General features: G+C 54.1%; 22 protein-coding genes and 1 riboswitch. Of the genes, 11 read left to right on the top strand and 11 right to left on the bottom strand.

The features are described 5' to 3' along the window. Nucleotides 1-36: 36 nt before the first annotated feature. Nucleotides 37-489: a GNAT family N-acetyltransferase gene (locus tag RAL91_RS19765; protein ID WP_306257970.1), complete on the top strand. Its 453-nt coding sequence runs from the start codon at nucleotides 37-39 to the stop codon at nucleotides 487-489. 90 nt (nucleotides 490-579) lie between these two features. Here the strand turns inward: RAL91_RS19765 and RAL91_RS19770 are convergent, their stop codons facing one another. The 4 genes from RAL91_RS19770 to RAL91_RS19785 all read right to left on the bottom strand — a co-directional run bounded on the left by RAL91_RS19770 (nucleotide 580) and on the right by RAL91_RS19785 (nucleotide 6,337). After that, entirely contained in the window at nucleotides 580-1,944 is a 1,365-nt protein-coding gene (locus RAL91_RS19770) for an FAD-dependent oxidoreductase (protein WP_306257971.1), read from the bottom strand. Between the two features lie 82 nt (nucleotides 1,945-2,026). Further along, a complete protein-coding gene (locus tag RAL91_RS19775; protein WP_306257972.1) occupies nucleotides 2,027-3,706 on the bottom strand; it encodes a CRTAC1 family protein in 1,680 nt (559 codons plus the stop codon). After that, the gene (locus RAL91_RS19780; protein ID WP_306257973.1) at nucleotides 3,703-5,136 is read right to left on the bottom strand and encodes a di-heme oxidoredictase family protein; all 1,434 of its coding nucleotides are present in this window, start codon (nucleotides 5,134-5,136) and stop codon (nucleotides 3,703-3,705) included. The genes RAL91_RS19775 and RAL91_RS19780 overlap by 4 nt, the downstream gene beginning before the upstream one ends. Continuing rightward, nucleotides 5,120-6,337 carry an ROK family protein gene (locus RAL91_RS19785; RefSeq protein ID WP_306257974.1) on the bottom strand — a complete coding sequence of 406 codons (1,218 nt, stop codon included), beginning with the start codon at nucleotides 6,335-6,337 and terminating at the stop codon, nucleotides 5,120-5,122. Before RAL91_RS19785 ends, RAL91_RS19780 begins: the two co-directional genes overlap by 17 nt. A 254-nt stretch (nucleotides 6,338-6,591) precedes the next feature. Here RAL91_RS19785 and RAL91_RS19790 point away from each other — a divergent pair, with 254 nt between their 5' ends. The 3 genes from RAL91_RS19790 to RAL91_RS19800 all read left to right on the top strand — a co-directional run bounded on the left by RAL91_RS19790 (nucleotide 6,592) and on the right by RAL91_RS19800 (nucleotide 9,945). Then, complete coding sequence (locus RAL91_RS19790) at nucleotides 6,592-7,629, top strand: substrate-binding domain-containing protein (protein WP_306257975.1); 1,038 nt, start codon at nucleotides 6,592-6,594, stop codon at nucleotides 7,627-7,629. Between the two features lie 167 nt (nucleotides 7,630-7,796). After that, nucleotides 7,797-9,119 carry a sugar ABC transporter permease gene (locus tag RAL91_RS19795; protein WP_306257976.1) on the top strand — a complete coding sequence of 441 codons (1,323 nt, stop codon included), beginning with the start codon at nucleotides 7,797-7,799 and terminating at the stop codon, nucleotides 9,117-9,119. A 13-nt stretch (nucleotides 9,120-9,132) separates the two neighbouring features. Continuing rightward, on the top strand, nucleotides 9,133-9,945 hold the full coding sequence (locus tag RAL91_RS19800; protein WP_306257977.1) for an ATP-binding cassette domain-containing protein: 813 nt from the start codon (nucleotides 9,133-9,135) through the stop codon (nucleotides 9,943-9,945). Nucleotides 9,946-10,010: 65 nt separating this feature from the next. Here RAL91_RS19800 and RAL91_RS19805 read toward each other — a convergent pair whose 3' ends face one another. Continuing rightward, complete coding sequence (locus tag RAL91_RS19805) at nucleotides 10,011-11,024, bottom strand: YHYH protein (protein WP_306257978.1); 1,014 nt, start codon at nucleotides 11,022-11,024, stop codon at nucleotides 10,011-10,013. A gap of 241 nt (nucleotides 11,025-11,265) precedes the next feature. Beyond that, complete coding sequence (locus RAL91_RS19810) at nucleotides 11,266-11,925, bottom strand: EF-hand domain-containing protein (protein ID WP_306257979.1); 660 nt, start codon at nucleotides 11,923-11,925, stop codon at nucleotides 11,266-11,268. A gap of 190 nt (nucleotides 11,926-12,115) precedes the next feature. On the opposite strand from RAL91_RS19810, the gene RAL91_RS19815 reads away from it, so the two are divergent. From RAL91_RS19815 to RAL91_RS19825, 3 genes are read left to right on the top strand one after another with little or no spacing between them, the layout of a single operon-like run. Continuing rightward, a complete protein-coding gene (locus RAL91_RS19815; protein WP_306257980.1) occupies nucleotides 12,116-12,838 on the top strand; it encodes a response regulator in 723 nt (240 codons plus the stop codon). Then, nucleotides 12,835-14,304: an ATP-binding protein gene (locus tag RAL91_RS19820; protein ID WP_306257981.1), complete on the top strand. Its 1,470-nt coding sequence runs from the start codon at nucleotides 12,835-12,837 to the stop codon at nucleotides 14,302-14,304. The genes RAL91_RS19815 and RAL91_RS19820 overlap by 4 nt, the downstream gene beginning before the upstream one ends. A gap of 6 nt (nucleotides 14,305-14,310) precedes the next feature. Next, nucleotides 14,311-15,294 carry a hypothetical protein gene (locus RAL91_RS19825; protein WP_306257982.1) on the top strand — a complete coding sequence of 328 codons (984 nt, stop codon included), beginning with the start codon at nucleotides 14,311-14,313 and terminating at the stop codon, nucleotides 15,292-15,294. On the opposite strand, the gene RAL91_RS19830 is transcribed toward RAL91_RS19825, so the two are convergent. From RAL91_RS19830 to RAL91_RS19840, 3 genes are all read right to left on the bottom strand, one after another. Further along, nucleotides 15,221-16,174 (bottom strand): nucleoside recognition domain-containing protein, encoded by a 954-nt coding sequence (locus RAL91_RS19830; RefSeq protein ID WP_306257983.1) that lies wholly within the window; start codon nucleotides 16,172-16,174, stop codon nucleotides 15,221-15,223. The genes RAL91_RS19825 and RAL91_RS19830 overlap by 74 nt on opposite strands. A gap of 27 nt (nucleotides 16,175-16,201) precedes the next feature. Then, a complete protein-coding gene (locus RAL91_RS19835) occupies nucleotides 16,202-17,917 on the bottom strand; it encodes a TRAP transporter fused permease subunit (protein ID WP_306263016.1) in 1,716 nt (571 codons plus the stop codon). Between the two features lie 106 nt (nucleotides 17,918-18,023). Next, nucleotides 18,024-18,980, bottom strand: a complete 957-nt coding sequence (locus RAL91_RS19840) for a TAXI family TRAP transporter solute-binding subunit (protein ID WP_306257984.1) — start codon at nucleotides 18,978-18,980, stop codon at nucleotides 18,024-18,026. A gap of 137 nt (nucleotides 18,981-19,117) precedes the next feature. Here RAL91_RS19840 and RAL91_RS19845 point away from each other — a divergent pair, with 137 nt between their 5' ends. Together RAL91_RS19845 and RAL91_RS19850 are read left to right on the top strand one after the other, a co-directional pair. Next, nucleotides 19,118-20,110 (top strand): ABC transporter ATP-binding protein, encoded by a 993-nt coding sequence (locus tag RAL91_RS19845; RefSeq protein ID WP_306257985.1) that lies wholly within the window; start codon nucleotides 19,118-19,120, stop codon nucleotides 20,108-20,110. A gap of 3 nt (nucleotides 20,111-20,113) precedes the next feature. After that, nucleotides 20,114-20,875 (top strand): ABC transporter permease, encoded by a 762-nt coding sequence (locus RAL91_RS19850; RefSeq protein WP_306257986.1) that lies wholly within the window; start codon nucleotides 20,114-20,116, stop codon nucleotides 20,873-20,875. Between the two features lie 87 nt (nucleotides 20,876-20,962). Here the strand turns inward: RAL91_RS19850 and RAL91_RS19855 are convergent, their stop codons facing one another. Further along, nucleotides 20,963-21,646 (bottom strand): energy-coupling factor ABC transporter permease, encoded by a 684-nt coding sequence (locus RAL91_RS19855; protein ID WP_306257987.1) that lies wholly within the window; start codon nucleotides 21,644-21,646, stop codon nucleotides 20,963-20,965. 45 nt (nucleotides 21,647-21,691) lie between these two features. Next, nucleotides 21,692-21,903, bottom strand: a riboswitch (cobalamin riboswitch). A gap of 76 nt (nucleotides 21,904-21,979) precedes the next feature. Between RAL91_RS19855 and RAL91_RS19860 the strand changes: the two genes are divergently transcribed. Next, entirely contained in the window at nucleotides 21,980-22,444 is a 465-nt protein-coding gene (locus RAL91_RS19860; protein WP_306257988.1) for a LysR family transcriptional regulator, read from the top strand. Further along, nucleotides 22,392-22,922, top strand: coding sequence for a LysR substrate-binding domain-containing protein (locus tag RAL91_RS19865; RefSeq protein WP_306257989.1), 531 nt, complete (start codon nucleotides 22,392-22,394; stop codon nucleotides 22,920-22,922). Before RAL91_RS19860 ends, RAL91_RS19865 begins: the two co-directional genes overlap by 53 nt. A 117-nt stretch (nucleotides 22,923-23,039) precedes the next feature. Here RAL91_RS19865 and RAL91_RS19870 read toward each other — a convergent pair whose 3' ends face one another. Further along, the gene (locus tag RAL91_RS19870; RefSeq protein WP_306257990.1) at nucleotides 23,040-24,254 is read right to left on the bottom strand and encodes a hypothetical protein; all 1,215 of its coding nucleotides are present in this window, start codon (nucleotides 24,252-24,254) and stop codon (nucleotides 23,040-23,042) included. Nucleotides 24,255-24,269 lie beyond the last annotated feature (15 nt).

The following is a 24,269-nucleotide window of genomic DNA, read 5'->3' on the forward strand; positions in this document are numbered from 1 at the left end:
GCCAAGGGTTCTTAAACGAAGGATGGAATTGTACTGATGGAAGCACACAACTCACGCATCCGCAAAGCCACGCTTGCAGACGCGGAGGCGGTCGCGACATGTATTGACGCAGCCTATGCACGCTATTCAGATCGTATAACTGACCTGCCGCCTGTGTCTGATGGTTGCGCTGACGAGATCAAACAGGATCGCGTTTGGGTTGCCATTCAGGACAATGAAATTGCAGGCGCATTGTTTCTGGTGCCCCAAGACGGCTTTATGAAACTGGCCAATCTGGCGGTGCACCCAGAACATGGCGGCAAGGGCTTGGGAACAGAGTTGATCGCCTTTGCAGAGCAAGAGGCAATCAGGCGAGGATACACTGAAATGCGCCTCAACACACATACACTCATGCCAGAGAATGTAACGCTTTATAAAAAGCTGGGCTGGGTCGAATTTTCAAGAAATGGCAATACAGTCTCTTTGAAAAAGCGGCTGCCGGCAGGCTGAAAGCATTACCTCAACCGTCTTGTCTAAACGCTTGATTTGACTCTCACATCAATCATGCGTTCTGCCGACAAACTTGCACGAAGACCGGCATCACTGCCAGCGCGCACCCTGCCGTGTCAACTCCGCCTGAATGGCGCTCACAGGCAAGTCTGTCAAAGCGCAAGCCTGCTTCACTGACAGCGCAGCTGCGATGCCAGCGCCCTGCCCGCCCACGGCGCAACAGGCCATGTTACGGGTCGCCGCATGGCTGATGCGGTCACCGCCTGTGCAGCGTCCCGCAATCAGAAGGTTCTGCACGCGTTTGGGCAAAAGATTGCGATAAGGCATGTGGAAATAGCGCCCCGTGGTCGGCAGGATCAGAAGCCCGTAACCGTCGATGAATTCCGGGAAAATGCCAATACTGTCTTGAAACCGGGCTTCCTCGCGCACATCCTGCTCGGTCATGTTGTAAAGGCAATCAACCTTGCGCGTGTCACGAATGCCGATGGACATGCCAAAATTGCGCAGGCGAATGCCATCACAGCCAGGAGAAAAGGCGCGCAAGGCTTCAATCGCCATCATCGCCTGCTTGCGTCCCTCAATCTCCCAGCGCGTCAGCGATTGAGGGTCTGTGCCATCCACACCATCCAGATGCACCAGGTTCATATAAGTCATTTCGCCGGTGTCGTGCACCGCGCCCCAGGTGCCCGCAATAGTGGTCAGATGGGGCGGTATCATTCCTGCCTTGATCGCCTGATCAAATGGCTTTTTCAGGAACGGGGAAAACAGGGCATCTTCCTTGCCGGAGGTTTCCAGTTCCCACTCACCGCCACCGGCCCAGTCCGCATAGGTTTGCGGATTGGCCTTCACGCCTTCCAGAAATTTCTTCTTGTCAACGCCAGCGACATGAAACATCACGGATGCCGCCATCAGTTCTTCAACCAGTGGCTTTGTTGTTGGCGCGCCCGCACGAGCTGCCACATCAGCATCCCCTGTCGCATCAATCACCCGCTCAGCCAATATGGCCTCACGGCCCGCCTTGCTTTCGGTAATGATCCCGACAATGCGCTCCCCTTCCATGATGGGAGCTACAAACTGGCGATGCAGCATGGGGTGAATGCCAGCCTCTTCCACCATCCGGTCGGCGACAAGTTTAAAACCTTCACTATCAATTTCGTAGCTGAGAGACTGGCTTTCCGGCACTGCCGCGCCATGCGCCTTGGCGCTGTCTTCAAACTCGCGGACAATACCATTGCTTTCCACAGTCTGCTCATGGCGATACCAATGCATGCCTTCAACACCGACGACGGTGATGTTGCCACCAAAACAACCAAACCGCTCAACGAGAGTTGTGTCTACTCCGGCACGGGCAGATGCCAATGCAGCCGACAACCCACCTGGCCCTGATCCGACCACGAGAACGTCCGTTTTATGCACCACGTCGATCTGGCGTTCCGGCTCGGTTATGGTCTGCATGCTCTGGCCCTCAACGATTGGCGGTTACCGCACAATCTGTTGCAAAATCAGACGCCTTTTTCCATGAAAAAATGAGTAGCCGCTAACGTAGGTCATCTGCTTCAGGCGGATACCAGTATTGCACAACGTCAGACCCCTTTTCGATGACGACGAAATTATTGGCAAACACCCGGTAAGGTGCGCTCCATTCGCCATCCGGCCATTTAATACGGATTTCCGCCCGCTCGGCAACGCCGGTCCCCACATGAATGAAACCCAGATGTCCGGAGGCATGACCGCCACCAACTTGCACTTTTCGCACCCGCGTATCATTGCCGGATTTAACATTGATGGTCGCACCAACAGCATCACGGTTAGCACCACGCTGGCGCAATTCGATTTGCAGCCAGTTCCCCATGGGTCGGGGTCCGAACTCTGTATGTGCGCCACGGTTCTGAAACAGGCTCACCGGCGCTTCGCGATTGACCACAACCAGATCCAGCATCCCGTCCATGTTCAGATCAACCACCGCACCACCCCGGCCACGCCGGTTAAGCGCGATGCCAGACAAGGCACCCGCTTCAACAAAGTTGCCATCAAATGTGCCAAGCAGTAGATTGTCCGGATCATAGGCCGCAAAATCCGGCATGGTTTCCACATTCCCCTTGGCAATGAACAAATCCTGCCGACCATCATTGTTGATGTCGTCAAACTCGGCATGCCAGCCGGTGGACGGCTTCAAATCTTCGCCCGTGTAAGGCCTGTGCGCGGTTGCACCCCTTTCATAAGCCACATCCCGATAGACAGGACTGGCTTCATCGGCTTCATCGTCCAAAACTTGCAGTTTGGTGTCGCCCATCGATGTCAGTGCATATTCTGGCAGGCCATCAGCATCCAGATCGGCCTCCGCAATGCCCATGCCCCAGATGCGAACAGTCTTCCAACCATCCGCCCGGCGATAGGCGCGGGCCGGACGTCCTGGGCTGACCCGCCAAAGCTGCTCTTCTCCATCGCGGTAATATTGCCGGTCATTTGTCATGCGCAAGGCGGGTTCACCGGACCGGTTCCAATCCGTGAAGATCATCGACAACGTACAAAAGCCCGGCGTCAGCATTTGCGGCTCTGCATAAGTTGGAACATCCCCGGTTCCAGGCCTGATCAGAACATTGTCATGGCAGGTTCCCCAGGGGGAGCCAGCAGCCGAGCGATCCACATAATTACCGAAAGCCAAAGTCGGAAACTGCTGTTCCATCTCAAAAGTCGCGGCGAAAGCCGTTGACCAGGCCCGTCCCCCATCAAAGGCCAAAGCACGATTGGCGCGGGTAAAACGGCAATCCGGACCTCCCTTTAAAATCACATTCTCACCAACGCGCAAGGCGATCAGATCCGTATGATCATCATTGTCGATGTTCAGCGGGTAGAAACCGGTTACGCCCGTCAGGCTACCATCCGGCAATCCACCTTCAACGGCTTCAAAGGCCAATGGTCCCCCTGCGCTGGATTTGTTAGCAAACAATTGCGCTTCACTGGTGCCGCCCGCTATTGCCATATCAGGCAGGCGGTCTCCATTGCAGTCAAATGTAGCAACGCCGCCACCGACAAAATACTCCCACGGACCGGTATACCGGTGCTCAACGCCCGCCTTCGCCGCCACTTCTTCCAAAACCGGCACATCCATCGTCAGCGCTTCCGTTTCGGCAACAACGGCCTCCTGCGCAAACGAATGGGTCAGAAATGCAGCAGATATCACCAGCATCAACCCTGTCTTGTACGTCCTCATCATTGTTCAATCACCAATGTTTTGAGATAGGCAATAAGGGCTGATCGCTCCGCATCCCCAAGATCGAGATAGGCGTCACGCGCATCGCGCCCGGCCCCGCCATGCGCCTGGATCACCTCATCGAAAGTTGTCATATCACCGCGATGACCGTAAGGGGCGGTCGACCCGACACCCCACAATTCGGTTGTCTGAAAAACATCCCGCTCCACAAAACGCTGTGACAGCAACTCATTGCCAAAGGCCGAAATCTGACGATCCGTCATCTTGTGGCGCTTCAAATCACCAAACAACGGCACCATGATCTGGCCCTGCTCATTTTTGGGTAAGCTCTGCGCCCAGTTCAGCAGGCTCAAATCATAAACCGCGCCGCTTTGCGTTTCATCACTGCGCAATGTGCCCGCAGCATCCAACGGACCCGGGTCTTGAAACTCCAGACTGTTCAACGGGAGCGCTGGCACGTGGCAGGACGCGCATCCGATGGTCTGAAACATTTCTGCCCCCTGCTTTGCAGCAGTCTGCCAATCGAGGCTTGTCGGCACCATCTCGCCCGGTGGTGGCAGGGTCGCCTGCCAGGCCACCAATGCAGACACATCGCCGAAGGTCAGCTCGTCACTCTTACTGTCCTCGTCAAAATCCACCTCGCCGGTCCAACGCGCACCAAAACGCTCCACCGACTGCATGCCATGGTGATGGTTCAGGGCATTGACCGTAAACTGCCGCAGGGAGGTCATGACACCCTTTTGGCTGAAGGGCCGGATCACCAGATCCGTATCCACCCCATCAATTTCCTTCAGCTCAAGCAGGCCATCGGGCTTTGCCGTTATCCAGCCAAATCGAACACCCTTCGAAACAAGGGTCGCGCGCTGCGCCTCACCGCTCTTCCGAGCCAGCGCCAGAGCTTTCCGACGAATGAGCTGAAGATCAACCGACATCTCGCGCGCCAAAAGCTCAACCAGACCGGCACCAAATAAGTGATTGGTGTTGCGCTCATTGGAAAATTGCGGATCGGTTGTGTCAAAATCAGCGTTGTTGAACCCTTCGGACACAAACACATTAACGGTGAAGTCTCCCGCACCACCCATCACCGGGTCATTGTGACAACTGGCGCAGGAATTACCATCCAAACCGGCCATGCGCTGGAATGTGGCAGGTGCCGCCCGTTTGCGCTTGGTTGGAATAATGGCCTGCGTCGCCATGGGTCGGCCGGCACCATCAAGCGTGGTGAATCGGGCAGCAAAAAGCGTTTCACCGAAGGCAATCAGCGCATCCAGCTCTGATTTGCTCAGAACACCGGCAAACCGGGTCTGATCCACATGCTCAAAAACAGCACGCTCCGACCATGGGGCGGGCGTTTCGCCATAGGCCAACTGCGGTAACGTGATCGACAGGGAAGCAGCCGCCAAGATTGCGAGTCGACTAAATGACTGCTGCATCAGCAATCTCCTCATCCAGAACCACCAGCGCGGTCAGGGCACACCCTTCAGCCACAAGAGGTTTTTCATCGGCAAAACAGTGAATGTCAATGCTGGTTCCCTCGCCGGCAACCGCTCCCTGCAACGCCTTTCGAATAGACGCTTCCATTTGGTCGAACACAATTGTTCCCTGCCCGATCAAAGCTACCGGGAACGCGTCAACCAATGCGAAAAGACTGACCAGACCAGTGCCGATAGCCCGTCCGGCCTCTTCAATGGCATGTACGGCCTTCGGATCGCCAGCATGCGCCAGATCAGCAATTTGTTTGATATCGATATGCGTGGACGGCGCTGGCGGCAGCGCATCCTCGGGACGTCCGAGCGCCGCCCGCTGAATTGCGTAGTCCCCGGCATAGGCTTCAATGCAACCGCGTCGTCCGCAGCGGCACAAGGCACCTCCCGGTTGAAACACCATATGTCCAAATTCAGTACCGGACGTGTTCAGCCCATTGATGATGTTGCCCCGTAGAAACAGCCCCATGCCCACACCATAAGACAGCATGATGCTGGCAAAACTGGTGCCGTAGCGTTCCGGTTCGCGCCGGTTAAGCGCGCGGGCCATCAAATCGCAATCATTGGAAACAGAGGCCGGCACACTGAATGCCTGGCGCATCCAGCCCGCCAGAGGCAAATCGCGATGATCCGTAATAGGTGACCACAGCAGATATTTCCCGGACACATCCGTGACGCCCTGTATGCTCACAGCGATGCGCATCAACAGTCTTTCATTCTGGCCGGATGAATTCAGAGCTTCCCGCAAGCAGCCAACCAGCGCATCACGGATCGATTCCCGCGACAAATCAGCGCTGGACAGCTCATGCGTGGTTTCCGAGATTGTCGCTCCGGAATAGTCAACAACCGCAGCAGACACCCCGTTCAGCTGGAAAATGACCACACCAATCAGCGCCGCCATGGGGTTGACCGAAAGAGCAACCTTGGGTCTTCCACGACCGGAACTGGATGACGCCTGATTTGCATCAGCTGGCTGAATCAAAAACCCATCGGCAATCAGATCGGACGTGATCGCCGACACAGTTGCCGCACTTAAACCGGTTTTCCGGCCAATATCAGTGCGCGACACAAGGCCACCCATCCGCACAGATGATAGAATCAGCCCCCTATTCCCGCGCCGCACCTCATTGGAGCGTATGACAACAGTCACAATCCCTATTCCATCCCTGATTTAAACTTGGAATTGCAGCCTCCCGAATTGCAGCAACCCATTTAATACTGCGGCGAATTTTGATTTTTCTTTGAAATTTGCACCGCTTGAATTTTCAAGTTGACACAGCTTGGTGTTTAAGTCACTATTTTTTTCGACCCTCGAATTAAATAGGGTTAGGCTCGCTATGGGAAGCGTTCCGGTTAAATTTGTGCCCCACCCTGCAATCAGGGAGGCACGTGGAGGAGAATATCATGAAGAAACTTACAGCCGCCCTCATGGGCGCTGTCTTTGTTGCTGGCTTTGCCGGTAGCGCAATGGCAGAAGGCAAAACAATTGGCGTGTCCTGGAAAATCTTCCAGGAAGAACGCTGGAAGCGCGATGAAGCTGTGATCAAAGGCATCGTCGAAGCAAATGGCGATACATATATCTCTGCGGATGCGCAGGGTTCAGCAGGCAAACAATTGACGGACGTTGAGTCGCTCATTTCTCAGGGTGCTGACGTTTTGCTGATCGTACCATTTGACAGTGAAGCTATTTTGCCAGCTGTTCAAAACGCTGCAGATGAAGGCATTCCGCTGATCGCCTATGACGTTCAGATCGAGCATCCTGATTCACTTTACATTACCTTTGACAATGTCGGCGTCGGCCGCCTGATGGCTCAGGAAATGCTGAAAGTAAAAGATGAAGGCAATTTTGCATTCATCAAGGGTGACCAGGGCGATCCAAATGCGACCTTCCTGTTTGAAGGCATTATGGAAGTGCTGAAGCCAAACATCGATGCAGGCAAAATCAAGAATGTTGGTGAAGCTTTCACGGATGGCTGGAAGCCTGAAAATGCGCAGCGCAACATGGAACAGATGCTGACTGCAAATGACAACAACATCGATGCAGTTGTTTCTGAAAATGACGGCATGGCTGGCGGCGTTGTTGCAGCTCTGGCTGCACAGGGTCTTGCAGGTTCCGTACCTGTAACCGGCCAGGATGGCGATCTTGCTGCCATCAACCGCGTTGCTCTTGGCACACAGCTTGTATCCGTTTGGAAAGATTCCCGTGCGCTTGGCAAAGTAGCTGCAGAAGCTGCTCTGATGCTGGCCGAAGGAAAATCCATGGCAGACATTCCGAATGTTGCCCCGTTCTCCGGTGGCAAACGCGGCGTGGAAGTCAATTCCATCCTGCTTGCACCGACAGCAATCACCAAAGACAACCTCAGCGTCGTGATTGATGCTGGTTGGATCGACAAGGAAACTGCTTGTAACGGCGTCACAATGGGTTCCGTTGACGGCTGTTAATCAGCACACAGATCTCATTTGATCTGACTGAAAACGGGCCGCACTTCCACCTGGATGGTGCGGCCTTTTTCAAAACACGCAGAATTCTGCTATTTTAAAACCCTTTACTACCGGCTTGGCTGACATCAGCCATTGCGGGCCTGTTCAACGCAGACTTGGGGGGAACCATGTCCGACAACACAATAACGACCCAGAGCGGAGCCGACCAGAAGGATGGCGCGATAGTGCGTTTCTTACGCGCCACTGAGGTTGATACAAGAATGCTTGGAATGGTCGGCGCGCTTTTGCTGATCTGGATTGGCTTTCATCTGTATGGCCAGATCTTCAACGGTTTCGGCGCTTTTCTGACGTCACGAAATCTCTGGAACCTCTCGGTTCAGACATCATCCATTGCCGTAATGGCAACCGGTATGGTGCTGATCATCGTCACGCGACATATTGATTTGTCCGCTGGCTCGCTACTGGGCGTGACAGCTATGGTCATGGGTGTGGTGCAGGTGTGGGTTTTGCCGGAGATGCTGGGCCTCAACAATCCCATGATCTGGATCATCACCGTTCTTGTCGGCATTGCGTTCGGCGCCGCCATTGGCGCGCTGCATGGCTTTCTCATCGCCTATATGGGCATACCAGCCTTCATCGTCACCCTTGGCGGTCTTTTGATCTGGCGCGGGTCTGCCTGGTGGGTAGCACGCGGCGAAACAATTGCGCCTGTGGACAGCACATTCGCCCTCCTTGGGGGTGGCCCCTTCGGAACCATTGGCGCAACAGGAAGCTGGATTGTGGGCGCGCTCGCCATTGTTGGCATTGCCGCCCTGTTGCTCATGGGGCGCAGACAGCGCATCCGTTTTGGATTTCCACTGCGTCCGGTTTGGGCAGAATGGACACTTGGTCTTGTCGGTTCAGGCCTGGTCCTGGGTTCGGTTCTGGTCATGAATTCATATCTTTGGCCAAAAGGCGTTGTCAGACGCTACGCTGAAGCCAACAACATCACTGTCCCGGAGGGCGGCCTCGATATCTCTCACGGCTTTGCCATTCCGGTTCTGATTGCCATTACAGTCGGCATCTTCATGACATTCCTGGTCACACGCACACGCTTTGGCCGCTACGTGTTTGCAATTGGTGGCAACCCTGAAGCTGCAGAGCTGGCCGGCATCAATACAAAACGCATGACCCTGATGATTTTCTCTCTGATGGGCGGCCTTGTTGGAATATCAGCTGTTATCGCAAGCGCTCGCTTGAATGCAGCGACCAACTCTCTGGGGCAACTGGACGAGTTGTACGTGATCGCGGCGGCGGTTATCGGCGGGACCTCCTTCGCAGGTGGCATCGGGACAATCTACGGTGCGATGCTGGGGGCATTGGTCATGCAATCACTGCAATCGGGCATGGTTCTGGTCGGCTTCGATTCTGCTGTCCAGCAAATGGTTGTCGGGGGCGTTCTGATCTTTGCCGTCTGGCTCGATACCATCTATCGCAAAAACTCGGTTTAAGGGAGGAAGCGACATGACAGATACAGCAACACAAGTTGAAGCCGTGGATGGCTCCGCTACACCATTGATCGAAATGAAGGATATCTCGATTGCTTTCGGCGGCATCAAGGCGGTGGATCATGCATCTATCGACTTGTATCCGGGAGAAGTTGTCGGGCTGCTTGGCCACAATGGCGCCGGGAAATCCACCCTGATCAAAATTCTCTCCGGGGCCTATGGGCGCGACACCGGTCAGATATTTGTGCGTGGTGAAGAAGCCACAATCACCAACCCACGCCATGCCAAGGATTATGGCATTGAAACCATCTACCAGACCCTTGCGCTGGCGGATAATGTGGATGCGGCGGCAAACCTGTTCCTGGGCCGAGAATTGCTGACCCGCTGGGGCACACTCGATGATGCTGCCATGGAAGATGAGACCCGCAGAGTGATGGGTCGGCTCAACCCGAACTTTAAAAAGTTCAAGGAGCCGGTCAAATTACTCTCCGGTGGTCAACGCCAGTCAGTGGCCATTGCCCGTGCCATTCACTTCAATGCGCGCATTCTCATCATGGATGAGCCAACGGCGGCTCTAGGTCCGCAGGAAACCGAGCAGGTTGGCCAGCTCATCAAGCAGCTCAAGAAAGATGGCATCGGCATCTTTCTCATCAGCCATGATATCCACGATGTATTTGATCTGGCAGACAGGGTATCGGTCATGAAAAACGGCCAGGTTGTTGGCTCCGCGTCAACCAAGGATGTCACCAAGGATGAGGTGCTTGGTATGATCATTCTCGGCAAATGCCCTCCAGGTGCGACACCCGGTCCAGGTGCATCCAGCGACTGATAGTCATGAAAAAGCCGGGCAGAAAATCTCTGCCCGGCCATCACTAATTTTCAGAAAGCCGACTTTTATTCGCCGGGAGGCGGTCCGCGCCTGTCGCTGATGATAGACGCATCACACATCTGATCCGGATCTGTAAGGCTGCAACCAGTCTCGGCAACAAAGCAGCCAATCGTCTGGTTCGCTCCAATTTCATTGACATGATAGTGATAGCCAAGCCCATCCGTAAGGTGGCCTCGGCAAGCATCCAGATCGGATGGCTCAGCGCCATCGGCATCTGCCCGCGCTGTCATTGGGTAACCATCCAGCGCAATACCAATAATAGCGGCGTGTCCGGACACACTGCTTGTTTCCGGGCTGCAGCCCCCTGCTGCATGATAGTGATAACCCGCATTCGGGTTCACATGTCCTCCACAATCATCGAAAGGCGCTAGCGTGTGTGCGGCAAGAATTGCATCCACAGGAGCTGGCGCGTCAAATTTGACACCGTTAAAGGCCAGACCAATTCCACCCAAGCCATTCACGCGACCTGGCGTTTCCTGATCCACAGGATGAAGCGGCAACACATATGTGGTCAACACTTCCTCATCCATATAGGATGTCAGGCATTCAACGCAGTAATTATTGTAAGCAGCATCGACATCAGGTCTTGCAGCAGCCTCACAAGCCGCTTTGCTGTCCGTTACCCGGATATTCCCATTGGCAGGATCAAACAATTGCCAATCAGTGTCACCGTAGAATGCCGCCAGATTTTCAACAAAGCCACCATCTGCATCATAGCGTTTGCCTTCGTGGAGCCAGATCCCTGCTTCGTCAGGACCATCTGAGATGTTGCGTGGACACCATGGGCCCATATCATTCTCTGTCAGATTGGATTTCACGGTGATGCTGAGACAGCTTGTTTTGGTGCCGCCGGACAAGGTGCAATCAACGATTTTGGGTTCGCCAACAATAACGCCGTCATCGAACATGGCGATCATGCTGTCGACAGCCGCGCTGTCTTCATGAGCAAAACCGGAAGTCAGACTTGCTGCCAACAGCAACAGTGAAACAGACAGGGCACTCGCAATTCTCATGGTCATGGCTCTCTTTCTTCCAAGATGCACCCGGCGCCTTCAAGTACAGGTCCCTTCAGGTGCAGGCGATTGTCACCAAATATTGCGGGCGCAATACAATTCTAGCACGAACGATGGCTAAATTAGGAACACGTTCAATCTAACATTTAGATCGATAGCCCTTCACAAACTTCGGAGCAAGCTGCAAGAAAAGCCGGGCAAAGGGAGAGACTTTGCCCGGAAGTTTGCACCCCGCTTTTAGTCTGGCTTAGCGGCTGCCACCGCGTTTGCCACCACGACCAGCCTGATATTCTTCAGGTGAAATCTGGCCGTCTCCATTGGCATCAAGCTCGGTAAACCGGGCTTCCTGGCGTTCCAGGACGCGGTTTGCGCGTGCCGCGATATTGTCAGTGAAGACTGAAATCGCGGTCTTGAACTCTTCTTCAGACACATTGCCATTATCGTCAGCATCTGCGCGCTGGAACATACGTTCCATGCCGCGTTCACCACGTTCGCCACCACGACGCTCTTGTCGGTCTGCATGGCGCTTTCCGCGCATCTCTGACCGGTCACCCGCTTCTTTCCGACCTTCGGGACGGTCTGCTGCATGGGCTTCGCGCATCAATTCATGGGCAGCTTTCAATTCTTCCAGCGTAACGGCACTGTCATCATTTGCATCAACGGTTGCAAACATCGCGAGCAGATGGGTTTCCACTTCCGCTTCGGTCACGGTTCCGTTGCTGTCCTGATCCATACCCTGCATCATCTCTTGGGCAAATCCACCCATGCGGCCATGTCCGCCACGGTCTCCGCCGCCCTTGCCACCAAAGGCCTCTGCGCCAGCGGTCAGGCCAATAGCGCCGATCAGTGCAACAGTGGTTGCTGCAATGCTTGTTTTCAGGATTCTTTTATTTGTTGTCTTGGTCATTTTGTACTCCGATTAAGTTGGGGTGTATCCGTCACGTCTCGTTGTGACTGCCTCAACATGGGGAGCATTTGTCGCAGAACTATCCTTCAAAACACCCCGGTTTGCATCAAATTGTGTATGTTCTTCACAGTGATACAATTTGCGACAACTAAAGATTTCGCATAACGCAAAACCGGTCTAAAACTTCATCATGGAAGAACAGGCACCACATATTCTTGTTGTCGACGACCATCGCGACATTCGCGATCCACTGGCACAATATCTGAAGAAAAACGGCTTTCGGGCGATGACAGCCGACGGCGGTGCAGCCTTGCGTCAAACGGTCAAATCCCAAGCCTTCGATCTGATCATCCTGGATATTATGATGCCTGGAGAAGACGGGCTGACCCTGTGCCGTTTCCTGCGCGAAACCACAAACACGCCCATTATTCTGCTCACAGCGGTCATCGAGGAAACAGACAAGATCATTGGCCTGGAAATGGGAGCCGATGACTATGTCACCAAGCCGTTCAACCCGCGAGAATTACTGGCCCGCATCAAGGCTGTATTACGCCGCTCTCAAAGCCTGCCTCCACAGCGCGAACCACGCGACGGCAAGCATTATCATTTCAATGGTTGGGTTTTTGACACGACAACAAGGCAATTATGCAAGGATGGCGGCCCTGATGTCGGCTTGAGCACGGGTGAGTTTTCCCTGCTTTCCATTTTTGTTGATCGCCCGAACATGGTGCTGACCCGTGATCAGCTGATTGACCTGACGCGCGGTCGCAACGCTGGTCCATTTGATCGTGCCATCGACAATCAGGTCAGCCGCCTGCGCAAGAAAATAGAAGAGGACCCCAAAAGTCCAATGCTCATCCAAACCGTTTGGGGCGGCGGCTACAAATTTGCCGGCACCGTGGAACAAGCATGAGCGCGACCTCCCGCAAATCCTGGCGGCGTTTTATCTGGCCACGCGGACTGACCGGACAGATCATCATTCTGATCATACTGACAATTCTGATTTCTCAAATCATCAACATCATTCTGGTGGCAGGAGAACGCGCTGACGCATTCCGGCGCGGCGCAGCGGGCCCGCTCATCGGCCAGATCATCATTGCTGCAGAGCTGTTGCAAAATACTGATGAGGCTACCGAACAACGATTATTGGCAGCGCTTAGCAGTTCAGAAAGACGCCTTACCATTGATGCGCAACCGCTGGCGCGCGAAACAAATGGCTCCACACTCACAAAGCGGCTCGAAACAAGACTGCAACGGGAATCCGGCCTGACGGCACGTATCGAGGCCCGTTTTGTCGAAAAGAGGTTTCAACGCGACAGCGAAGAGAGGGAGGCCAGAAGTGAAGCCAGACGTGAAGTCTGGCGCGAGATCAGACGACAGCACAGAAACGAAAGATCACGGCCTGACAACCAAAACCGGTTACGACCATTGCAGGTTGACAGGTTCATCGTATCGCTGGAGTTATCCAAAGACCGCTGGCTGAATACGGTTTTGCGCCTTCCTGGACGCGATCTGGAATGGCTGCGCACCAGCCTGTTTTACAACATCGCTTTGGCATTGATCCTGTGCGGCATTGCCATTTGGTTCCTGCGCCGTGTCACGCGGCCCATGAAAGATCTGACCGTTGCGGCCGATGCGCTGGGACGCGGTGAAGATGTTCCCTTGCTGCCAGAAACCGGCCCACTGGAAATCCGCCGCGCAACATCTGCCTTCAACGCCATGCAGGATAGACTGACCCGCTTCGTCAAGGACCGCACACAGATGCTGGCGGCAATCTCCCATGATCTGCGCACGCCGATCACAAGCCTGCGGCTGCGTGCTGAATTGCTGGATGATGAAACGGCCAGAGACAACATGATCCGCACCCTTGATGAAATGCAGACGATGACAGAAAGTGTGCAGGCCTTTGCTCGCGACGATGCGGCCAGCGAACCCATTTCAGATGTTGATATTCTTGCGCTTCTGGAGGAATGCGCGTCAATTTTCAGAGCACAGGGCGGGCAGATTGACCTCACGGTCAATGCAGCACCAATACCGCTTTTGCGGGGCCGCCCCATGTCATTGAAGCGAGCCATCAATAACCTTTTGGAAAACGCAATTGTTTACGGCAAACGCGCTGAAATCACTATCGACTGCAACCCAAAATCAATGATTGTACAGATTCGCGACTTTGGCCCGGGAATACCACAGGACCGCATGGAGGAGATGTTCAAACCCTTTGCGCGGCTGGAGAGTTCCCGTAGCCGGGAAACCGGTGGTACCGGGCTGGGCCTTTCCATAGCGCGCTCAATCATTCACGCACATGGCGGCGAAATCAGCTTGCAAAACGCCAGCGAAGGCGGTCTCATTGTCACGATTGACCTGCCATCAGCACAGTAGAGTTTCGTGCCTGTTTCCTTAGCCACACCATTTTTGATCATTGCCCGCAACGCCCAATGGGTTCTGGTGGCCGGCCTTGTTGGTGGCATCGCGTTTCCGGCAGCTGCAGGCGTTCTGCGCCCCCATATTCCGGAAATGGTGGCTATCATTCTGTTTGTCTCCGCACTGCGCATAGAAGTCAGCGCCTTGCATGTAAACAGACGTCAGGCGCTGGCAGATGTTGCCGTCGTCCTGACGCTGCAGCTGATTACACCGCTGCTTGTCTTTGCAATCCTCACGGCCCTGCCCGTGCCGGAACTGTGGCGGGATATTCTGACCGTGGTTTATGCGGGCGCCTCAATTTCAGGCGCGCCAGCCTTTGCCATGCTGATGGGGCTGGATGGTGCCAGGGCCATGCGCCTTCTCATCATCGGTACGACTTTGCTGCCTTTGACCTCCTTCCCGATTTTTTCCCTGTTGCCGAATGTGGCAACGGAAACATCGCTTTGGTTGGTCTCGCTTAAATTGCTTGGCCTTATAGGGATCGCCGGCATTGCCGCCCTGCTGCTAAGACGCCCGGTCACCAAAGCGCTCGGGGAACGGGCACCACAAATTCTGAACGGCATAAACACCCTTGCACTGGCCATCTTTGTGTTGGCCCTGATGGACGCCATTCAACCGGTATTGCTCACCAATCCGCTGCGCGTCTTGTGGGTTCTTGTGATTTCCTGCATCGCCAATCTTGGTGCTCAAATTCTACACGCCACCATCATCACAATGCGGGCACGCGCCAAAGGCAGATCACCAACGGCTTCCGAGCTAACTCCTGCCGTGCCGTCGGGCAACCGCAATCTGGCGCTGTTTCTGGCAGCGCTTCCGGTTGGTGTCACGGCTCCATGGCTGCTGTTTATCGGTTGTTTTCAGGTGCCGATGTATCTCACCCCGCTTGTGATGCGGCCTCTTTTGCGATGGCTTCAGGGGAACGAGGCCAAAGCGACGCCAGAATCCTGACCACAATCAGCGTAAACACCACCCGGCCCACCAGAATGACCCAGATATTGGCACCCAAGGCCAGCATGATGCCGGTATCCTCAATCAATCCGTGAGACAGGGACAGCCAGCACAGTGCCAGTGTCTTCGCACGCAGCGAAAAATTCTTCTCACGGGATTCGCCGATAATCAGCCCACCACCATACATCAGCCCAAGCAGAACACCGATAGTGGTTAAAGGCGCAATCTCGCGGTTAAGGCCTGACAAGCGGATCAGTGGAATAGAGGCTCTGGTGAAGAGGTCGGTAAACCCGGTCTTCTCGCTGATATCAAGCGCAACAAACAGCACGACAATAATCACGAGAACCACCAGCATGGTTTTTGCGGACGCGACCGCATATTGCCAATGGCTGATATCCTCACTGCCCCCGGCCGTAAACAGCGACAGATCAACCGGGCCCTGCAGAATGGACAACCAGTCACAAATCCAGAACACCATGACACCATAGACAATGGCCCCGAAAAACCGCAGCAAAACGGTTCCGATAAAGGTCACGCCGGTACGTTTGACGATGGCCTGTTCAATGGGCAGCGCGTGGGCAATCAGCATGATGGATGCCAGAATACTGAGCTGTGCCATGTTCATCTCAACACCGGCCAGCACTGGCAGAGCGCCAAAGCCTGCATAAATGCCAACCAGCAATGCACTGCCCCAGACAATACCGGTTTCGGCAGGCAGGCCCATCAGACCCATCACTGGCTCAAGTGCGGGTCCCATGGCATCAATCAATCCATAGACCTCAGCAATTCGAACCAGAATAAGCACCGGAATCATGACCTTGCAAAGATCAACAAAGGTAAGCCAGCTCTTATCAAACAGTCTTTTGAAATAATTGGACATAAATGCGCCTGTTGTGGACAAGTGCTTTTAGACGAAAAGCACAATCAGGCCCAACACTAAAGCGACAAGACGCCACAGAAAAAAACGTGGTGCAATCGCAGCAAAGGATAGAGCCACAAGTGCCACCAAAACCTTGGCAGCCGCAAACAAAGCGATCAGCGGTTCAGACCCAAGCCCGATCAATCCCGGATTGGCAATCATGCCAAGGGGAATGAAATAAAGACCCAACCCCAGCGCCATAGCGGTTAGCGCGACTTTCAGCCAGTTCTCTTCCACCATTCCCGCAGCAATAAACACGGCACCACAGACGGGCGGCGTGATGGTTGACAGCAGAGCAAACCAGAACACAAACAAATGCGCCTGCAATGGCTCAAGACCCAAATCGATCAAGGCAGGTCCAGCCACCGATATACAGATCACATAGGCCGCCGTTGTCGGCACCTCCATGCCGAGAATCAGACAGGCGAAAGCCGTCAGCAGCAAGGCAGGCCACAACATGCCGCCGGAGCCGGACAGGATCAGCGATGTGATTTTCACACCGAGGCCCGTCATGCCCAGAACTCCGATAATGATGGAGGCACACAGAATAATGGATGCAATCAGAGCCACCTGACGTCCGGCATTCATGAGCACCGCTTCCACACGCGCCAATGTGCGCCGCCAATCAAACGACAAATTGCTGTCCACCAGCAGCAAGACGGCCCCGGCGATCATCGCCAGACTGGCGGCATATTGTGGTGTCACTTTAGCGCCGAACATGCCCCAAAGCAGCACGCCAAAGGGCACCAGGAAGAACGCCGATGTAATAGCCACCTGCCGCAATGAGGGCTGGTCTTCTTTGGGCACACCGCGCAGGGGAAAGCGCAGGAAAAACATATCAATGCCCACCCAGACAGCGGCAAAATACAACAGCGCGGGTAACAGTGCCGCCAGAATGATCTGCTCGTAAGGCGTGCCGGTCAGCTCCACCATGACAAACGCCCCGGCCCCCATCAGCGGCGGCATGATCTGCCCGCCGGAAGATGCCACGGCCTCAACGGCTGCCGCCAATCGTTTGGGATAACCAAGCCGCGTCATGGCAGGCAATGTAATGGCACCCGTGGACGCCACATTGGCAGAGGCCGAACCGGAGATGGAGCCGAACAACGCAGAAGACAGAACGGACACTTTGGCAGCGCCGCCGCGCAACCGTCCCGCCGCAGCCGAGGCCACATTCATGAAGCCCTGCCCCGCTTCACCGGCATTCAAAATGGCCCCGAAAATCACGAAGATCGCAACAATGCTGACCGAAACGCCCGTCAACTTGCCCCAGATCCCACCCTCGGCAATTGTCAGTGTTCCCAGAAAGCTTTGCAGCGGTATACCGGCGTAGCCAAACTCGCCGGGAATGTGCTGGCCAAACAGCCCGTAGGCCAGCGCCAGCGCGGCAACCGTCGGCAGCGGCCAACTGATGGCACGTCGTGCCATTTCAAGCGTGACCCCCAACAGAACAACAGCCACACCCAGTTGAAAATCACCGGACAGAGTACCGTATTGGTCACCCAGCATATCCTCATTCAGCGCAATCCAGATGCAGTCAGCCACGCCCAGCACACACAACACTGTGCCACTGATGCGCTGACGTTGCGTCTTGGCCATGAAGATAAGCACCCATGGCAATGCCAGCGCCATATGCAAGGGACGGCTGAGAAGATTGGGCACAAGTCCGGAGAAAATCAGCCAGATATGAAACCCGATGGACATGGCTCCAAGCGCGCACCAAAAGAGGCGCGCTGTCCCAGACAGCGCGCCTTCATCAGAAGCAATTGAGAGTGACTTAGTTGTCACGCCTGTAAATTACCTGTGTGCGTTACTTCTGCGCGTCGGAAAGTGGAAAATCCATTTCCGTGTAATAGCGCAGCGCGCCGGGATGAATGGCGCTGGTGATGGTGCCCATCAAGTTTTGATCCACGCCATTCCACCAGGCAGCATCTTCACCCATTTTGGTCTTTTGGTCCCAATAGGTCTTGGTCAGTTGGTAGGCCGTATCATCATCCATATTGGTGGTGGTATAGGCCACAACCGGCAGTGATGTGGTTACGATGTCAGCCTCCTGCCCGGCATATGTGCCAGCGGGAATCACCAGCCGCGTACGTTTGGTGGCGGCAATCTGCTCATCATCCAGAGATAGAACCTTTACGCCAACACTGGCTGCAGCCTCGATGACATTTGGCGCAGGCCAGGAACCAGCCGTGACAAATCCGTCAATCTGACCGTTCTTCAGCGCCGGTACAGCATTGGACAATTCCACATCCGGCAGATTGACCTTTGTTTCCAGACCAAACAGGCCCAGATATTTCGCGCCCTCACGCGCACCGAAAGAACCCTTGCCAATCAATATGGTCTTGCCTTCCATATCGGCGAAAGAATTGATGCCCGCATCTTCGCGTACGACAAAATGCATGGTCAGCGATGGAATCGGGAACAGCGCTCTGATCTCATCAAATTTCGGGTTGCTCTTGCCTTCAAACATGGCCTTGCCACCCTGCGCCAGACCAACAAGTGCTGGCGGCGTAGTGAACACATAATTGCCTGGCCGGGCAGCGGCTTCCATGACGTTCTGAACCGAACCCTGGCTTTCCTCAACGGTGACAATCACATCGCCATTTGTTCCTGCCTTCATGGCCTCGGCAATCTGCACCGCCATCTGATAATAGGACGAACTGGATGATGCAGACTTGTAGGTCACACGCGTCTCTGCATGGCTTGCAAAGCCCGTTGCAGCAAGCAATCCTGATGCCAGAGCCAAGCTCTTGAAAAGTTTCATAAAATTTCCTCCAGAAGTGTTTTGTCGGTTTGTAGTCATTGCATGCTGACAGCCTATGACATATATCCGCGTCAAAACAAGCCTCCTCACATCCTCTCAGGCGTATTGCGCCAAGACCAAAGTCTGGGTTCAACTCCATGCTCGATTCCGCACTTCCACTCATTTCAGTCAAGAACCTTGAAAAAACCTATGATGGCGGGTTTCAAGCCTTGAAAGATGTCTCTCTGGACATCGAACAAGGGGAAATTCTGGCGCTGCTCGGCCCCAATGGCGCTGGCAAAACCACCTTGATTTCCGCCATCTGCGGCATTGTGACGCCGACCGGCGGCACAGTCACCGTCGCAGGCCACGACATCATCAAGGACTATCGCAAAACCCGCGCCATGATCGGCCTTGTGCCACAGGAACTGACCACAGATGCCTTCGAAACTGTATTTGCAACGGTCAGCTTTTCACGCGGTCTGTTCGGTAAAAAGCGCGATGATGCTTTTGTCGAAAAAACCCTGAAAAGCCTGTCGCTCTGGGACAAGAAGGACAACAAGATCATCCAATTGTCCGGCGGCATGAAACGCCGTGTGCTGATTGCCAAAGCCCTGTCTCACGAACCTGAAATTCTTTTCCTTGATGAACCAACTGCCGGGGTGGATGTGGAGTTGCGCAAAGACATGTGGCAGGTCGTGCGCGAATTGCGCGAAAGCGGCGTCACCATCATCCTCACCACCCATTATATTGAAGAAGCCGAGGAAATCGCCGACCGCGTTGGCGTTATTGCCCATGGCGAAATCATTCTGGTCGAAGACAAGGCAGAATTGATGGCAAAGCTTGGTAAGAAAATGCTGATGCTGGACCTGCATGAGCCGCTCAAAGCGCTGCCGGATGCCCTCAACCGCCACGGTCTGAAACTGGCAGAAACTGGCGAGCAAATCATCTACACCTACAACACACAGGGCGAGCGCACAGGCATAACCTCCCTGCTGCAGGACCTCTCCGATGCGGGTATCCGCTTTAAAGATCTCAACACCAAGCAAAGCTCGCTTGAGGAAATCTTTGTCACGCTGGTTCACGAGGATTCAGCGCAATCAAATTCAAAAGCCGAGACAAAGGCCAAAGACCCGGCGGAGGCCACATAAATCATGAATCTCACTGCTGTCAGAGCCATCTATGCATTCGAAATGAACCGCATGTGGCGCACCCTGTTTCAAAGCCTCATCTCGCCGATTTTATCGACCTCGCTCTATTTCGTGGTGTTCGGATCGGCCATCGGCTCGCGCATTCCGGAAATTGAGGGCGTGAGCTACGGCTCCTTCATCGTGCCGGGCCTTATCATGCTGTCCCTGCTCACCCAGTCGCTGTCCAATGCCGCCTTTGGTATCTACTTCCCCAAATTCACGGGCACGATTTACGAATTGCTGTCAGCGCCCATTTCGTCGTTTGAAATTGTACTGGGTTATGTGGGAGCCGCCGCGACCAAATCGCTCATTCTCGGCGCGATTATTCTGGCAACAGCCAGCCTGTTCGTGGAACTGCAAATTGCGCACCCGTTCATCATGCTGCTGTTTCTGGTGCTGACCGCGCTGACCTTCAGCCTGCTCGGCTTTATCATTGGCATCTGGGCCGATAGTTTTGAAAAACTGCAGATCGTACCACTGCTGGTCATCACACCCTTGGTGTTTCTGGGCGGCAGCTTCTATTCGGTCAACATGTTGCCCCCCATCTGGCAGACGGTGACGTTCTTCAACCCGGTGCTCTACCTTGTCAGCGGCTTTCGCTGGAGCTTTTATGAAGTTGCCGACGTTGATGTGACCATCAGCCTCGCTGTCATCACCCTGTTTCTGGTGAGCTGCATTTCCATCGTCTGGTGGATTTTCAAGACGGGCTATCAGGTCAAGCAATAGGCTGCACAAACAAAAATCCCGGCTCCAGAGGAACCGGGATTTTGAATCTTGTTTCAGGCCGTTAGGCCAATCTGTTGAATCAGATCATCAGGCGGCGGATGTGTGCAAACGTCCATAGAACAATGGGGTGGATGAAACCGACCGCAATGTTTTTGCGCCGTACAGAACGGCCAGATCAGCCAGCGGCTCAACCAGAACAACCAGCATGTAGGCGGCTGCGAAAGAGGCAACGGAACTCAGGCTTTCTGCGCCAAAACCCTGACCGTAAAACGCCCAGAATGCGACCCAGGCAACCACACCACCCTGATAGGCGGTTGAGAGCGTCAGTGCCTGTTTGTAGGACAGATCCACATAGGCCGTCTTTGGTGCAATGATGCGTTTTGCCAGCGCGCTGATAGCCCACAATGGCAGCAGCAGCGTTGTAACATTCATGCCGTATTGCGGCAGATCAATCGGTGCGAAGAACACTCCCTGTGCCAGCAGGCCAAGCGCCAGACCAATGGCCGCCGCGCCGCCGCCAAACAGCAGATACAGTGTGGACCCCAGAATGAAGTGAACTTCCGATACGCCAACCGGATAATGCGGCAATACCTGAAAGAACACGAAAACAATCATTGTGGCCGCAACACTGCGCATGGCCAGAGCGGACACGCCGCCATCATTGCGAATCGTATCCCAGGCCATTTTGCCAACCAGCGCGGCAGCACCGGCTGATGTGGCATAGCTCAGGGCAATTTTAGCGCCGTCAACGACGCCAGGTTCAATATGCATTTTAGTCTCCTTTGCGCACCCGCCGTGCGCCTCGTGTGAATTGGTCTTGCGACCGGTTTGGATGGCAGGTTTCCTGGCTTGTGCCTTGCGCCTCACTCACCTTCCCGGCGTTCGCCAGTGGCATATCGAGTTTGGCAGTCACATACAGTTGCGGGGGCAGCCACGGATTTAATCCCGATTTGGGTAGCTCGAACCGTGTTCCCTTATCTCATCCCGCCCGCCTGTGGCGTTCGGGAACCATCGACCACTGTCTTGGCGCAAGATGGTTTGTGAGTAAAGCGGGAAGGTCAGATTGATGCCAGGGTCATCATCAGGCGTTCACGCCGGGAAATCATGTCATCGGCCCGGACTGTTCCCCATGCGCTATATCTGCAATCAGTGCCCGGAAAGGCGCATAAAAATCCGACTTTGTGGTTTCAGAAGAGCCTGAAACACGCGGCCGAATTTCTGCACCTCACACAGCCCGCAATTTCAAAGACTCTTAAAGAACTTGAGGAAATTGCAGGCGTTACCCTGCTTGAACGCGGTCGCGGCGGCGTGTTGATAACTCCCGAGGGCGAGGTTTTCTTAAGGCACGCCGCCACCAGCCTCAACGCGCTGGATCAGGCCTTGAACAGCGTATCTGCACTGCAAAAGGGGGAACAGGGTTCCCTTGCAGTCGGCGCACTACCCAGCGTTGCAGCACGGCTGATGCCATTGGCAACACAAATTTTCAAACAGGATTTCCCCCACATCACCCTTCTGCTTGAAGGGGGCCAACACAGTTTTCTGGTGGATCGTCTGCGCCGGAACGATTGATCTGCTGATCGGTCGGCTTGGCAAGCCCGACCAGATGAAAGGCATATCCTTCACTCAGCTCTATATGGAAGATGTTGTCGTGGTCTGCTCGCCGGATCATCCACTGACCAGGTCCAGTCGGCTCGCCGATATCTCATCCTATCAAATCATCTACCCCACACCAGAGTCAGCCATTCGCCCGCTGGTGGACCTGATGATGATTGCCAATAATATCAATACCTTCTCCAATCGTATTGAATCAGTTTCTGCGACATTCGGACACGGCCTGACCCTGACCAGCAACGCCTTATGGATCATCTCAAGCGGCGTAGTCGCCACAGACATCGCCAACGGAAGACTGGTCGCACTACCAATCGATATGCGCCTCACCAACGGCCCCATAGGCATCATGACCCGCGCCGAAGAGGACTTGTCACCGCTCGCCCAAGTGTCTCGCCAAGCGGCGATAAAAGCGGTTGAGGAATTGCGGTTGCGTTGAAGGATGTGTTGAATGTTCGAAGATTAGGTTGCAGCTTACATGGACGGGAGGCGGTCATTCGCTGCGGCTGTTTAGCAATTCCAAACGGTCGGGCAAGCAGACGATCAACTCCCCGTATTACTCAGACAACACTGCGTTGATGAACGGCAGCATAAAACTTCTCACTGATTCATATTGGTCTGCTTGAAGTAACTGTTCCTTGGTTTCAGGGTTTACTTCACGCCCGTCCAATTTTACGCCATGCAGACTACCCGTCGCAAGAACCAGCTGGCTTCCAGATGGTCTTTCATTAAGCGCAAAATTAATCATGCGTTTCGAATTTTCTGGGTCAGGATCTTGTTGGAGCGGTGTATCAATTACGATTGGACAAAAACAAGAAGTAGAAAATTTGTCTATCGTATGCAAAATAGCATAATTGTAAGCGAGGATAAGTCGTGGCGCTTTGTTGCCCGTCTCTCGAATTGTCGGTCTGATGTTATCCCACATGTTGCTTGGAACATTATCAACACGAAGTTTTTTGCAGAACATACGAAGCTTATCAGCATAAAATTTGACGATTTTTTCTCTGTTCTCCTTTTTGTCAAACGAGCCCATTTCCTTTTTTGCAGCGGCAATTTTTTCGTTTAGCGCGCCAATATCACCGTCGATTGAGCGTTCCTCCCGCTCAAAGGTATGGTCCAGAATGCGCTCACTTTCATCGCGCAACATGTCGCCTAACTTGATCTGTCCTCTAGTCTCCTCAAGGATTGATTGAATGCGATCTATGCTAACTTGCATTGATGGCACACTCTTTAAACGCAGAACAATTTCAGCATTCAGCTTGTCGACCTTCGCTCGCGCTTCTAGAAGTATAATGCGGCATGCGTCCGCGTCATTGTGCAAACCAAACCTGTTAGCAAAATCGTTTTCATGCACTGTGCTGCAAACTGGGCAAACGATCTCTGCATCACTTAGCTTTTTTGAGAACTTTATGTCAGCCTCTAGTTCTGACAGCACCCTAGCAGCAATTTCGACCTCTTCTCGTGAAGCTGTCCTTCGAGCCTGCAGTTGTGAAATCTCAATTCGAACCTCATCATAAGATTTCTGCAATACGTTTTGCTCTTTCAACAGAGCGTTAATCCTGTCTCCAAAGGCTCCTACATCCAATGCGATCCCAACTCGCTTGCGCTTGTCATTAAAGCGTTGTTTAGCTTTAGACAGCGCAGTTCTTTCTTGAGCCAGTTCTCCTCTGGCTGCAGTTGCTTCATCCCTTGCGGCCTTCAACCGATAGTACTCTTTGGGACGAATTCCAGTGTGATAGCGGGCTATGTCGTTCTTGTAAGCGCTAATCATTTCAAGACCAGAGAA

Origin of the sequence: Pararhizobium sp. IMCC21322 (genome assembly GCF_030758295.1) — a bacterium.
In the GTDB taxonomy this organism is placed as follows: Bacteria; Pseudomonadota; Alphaproteobacteria; order Rhizobiales.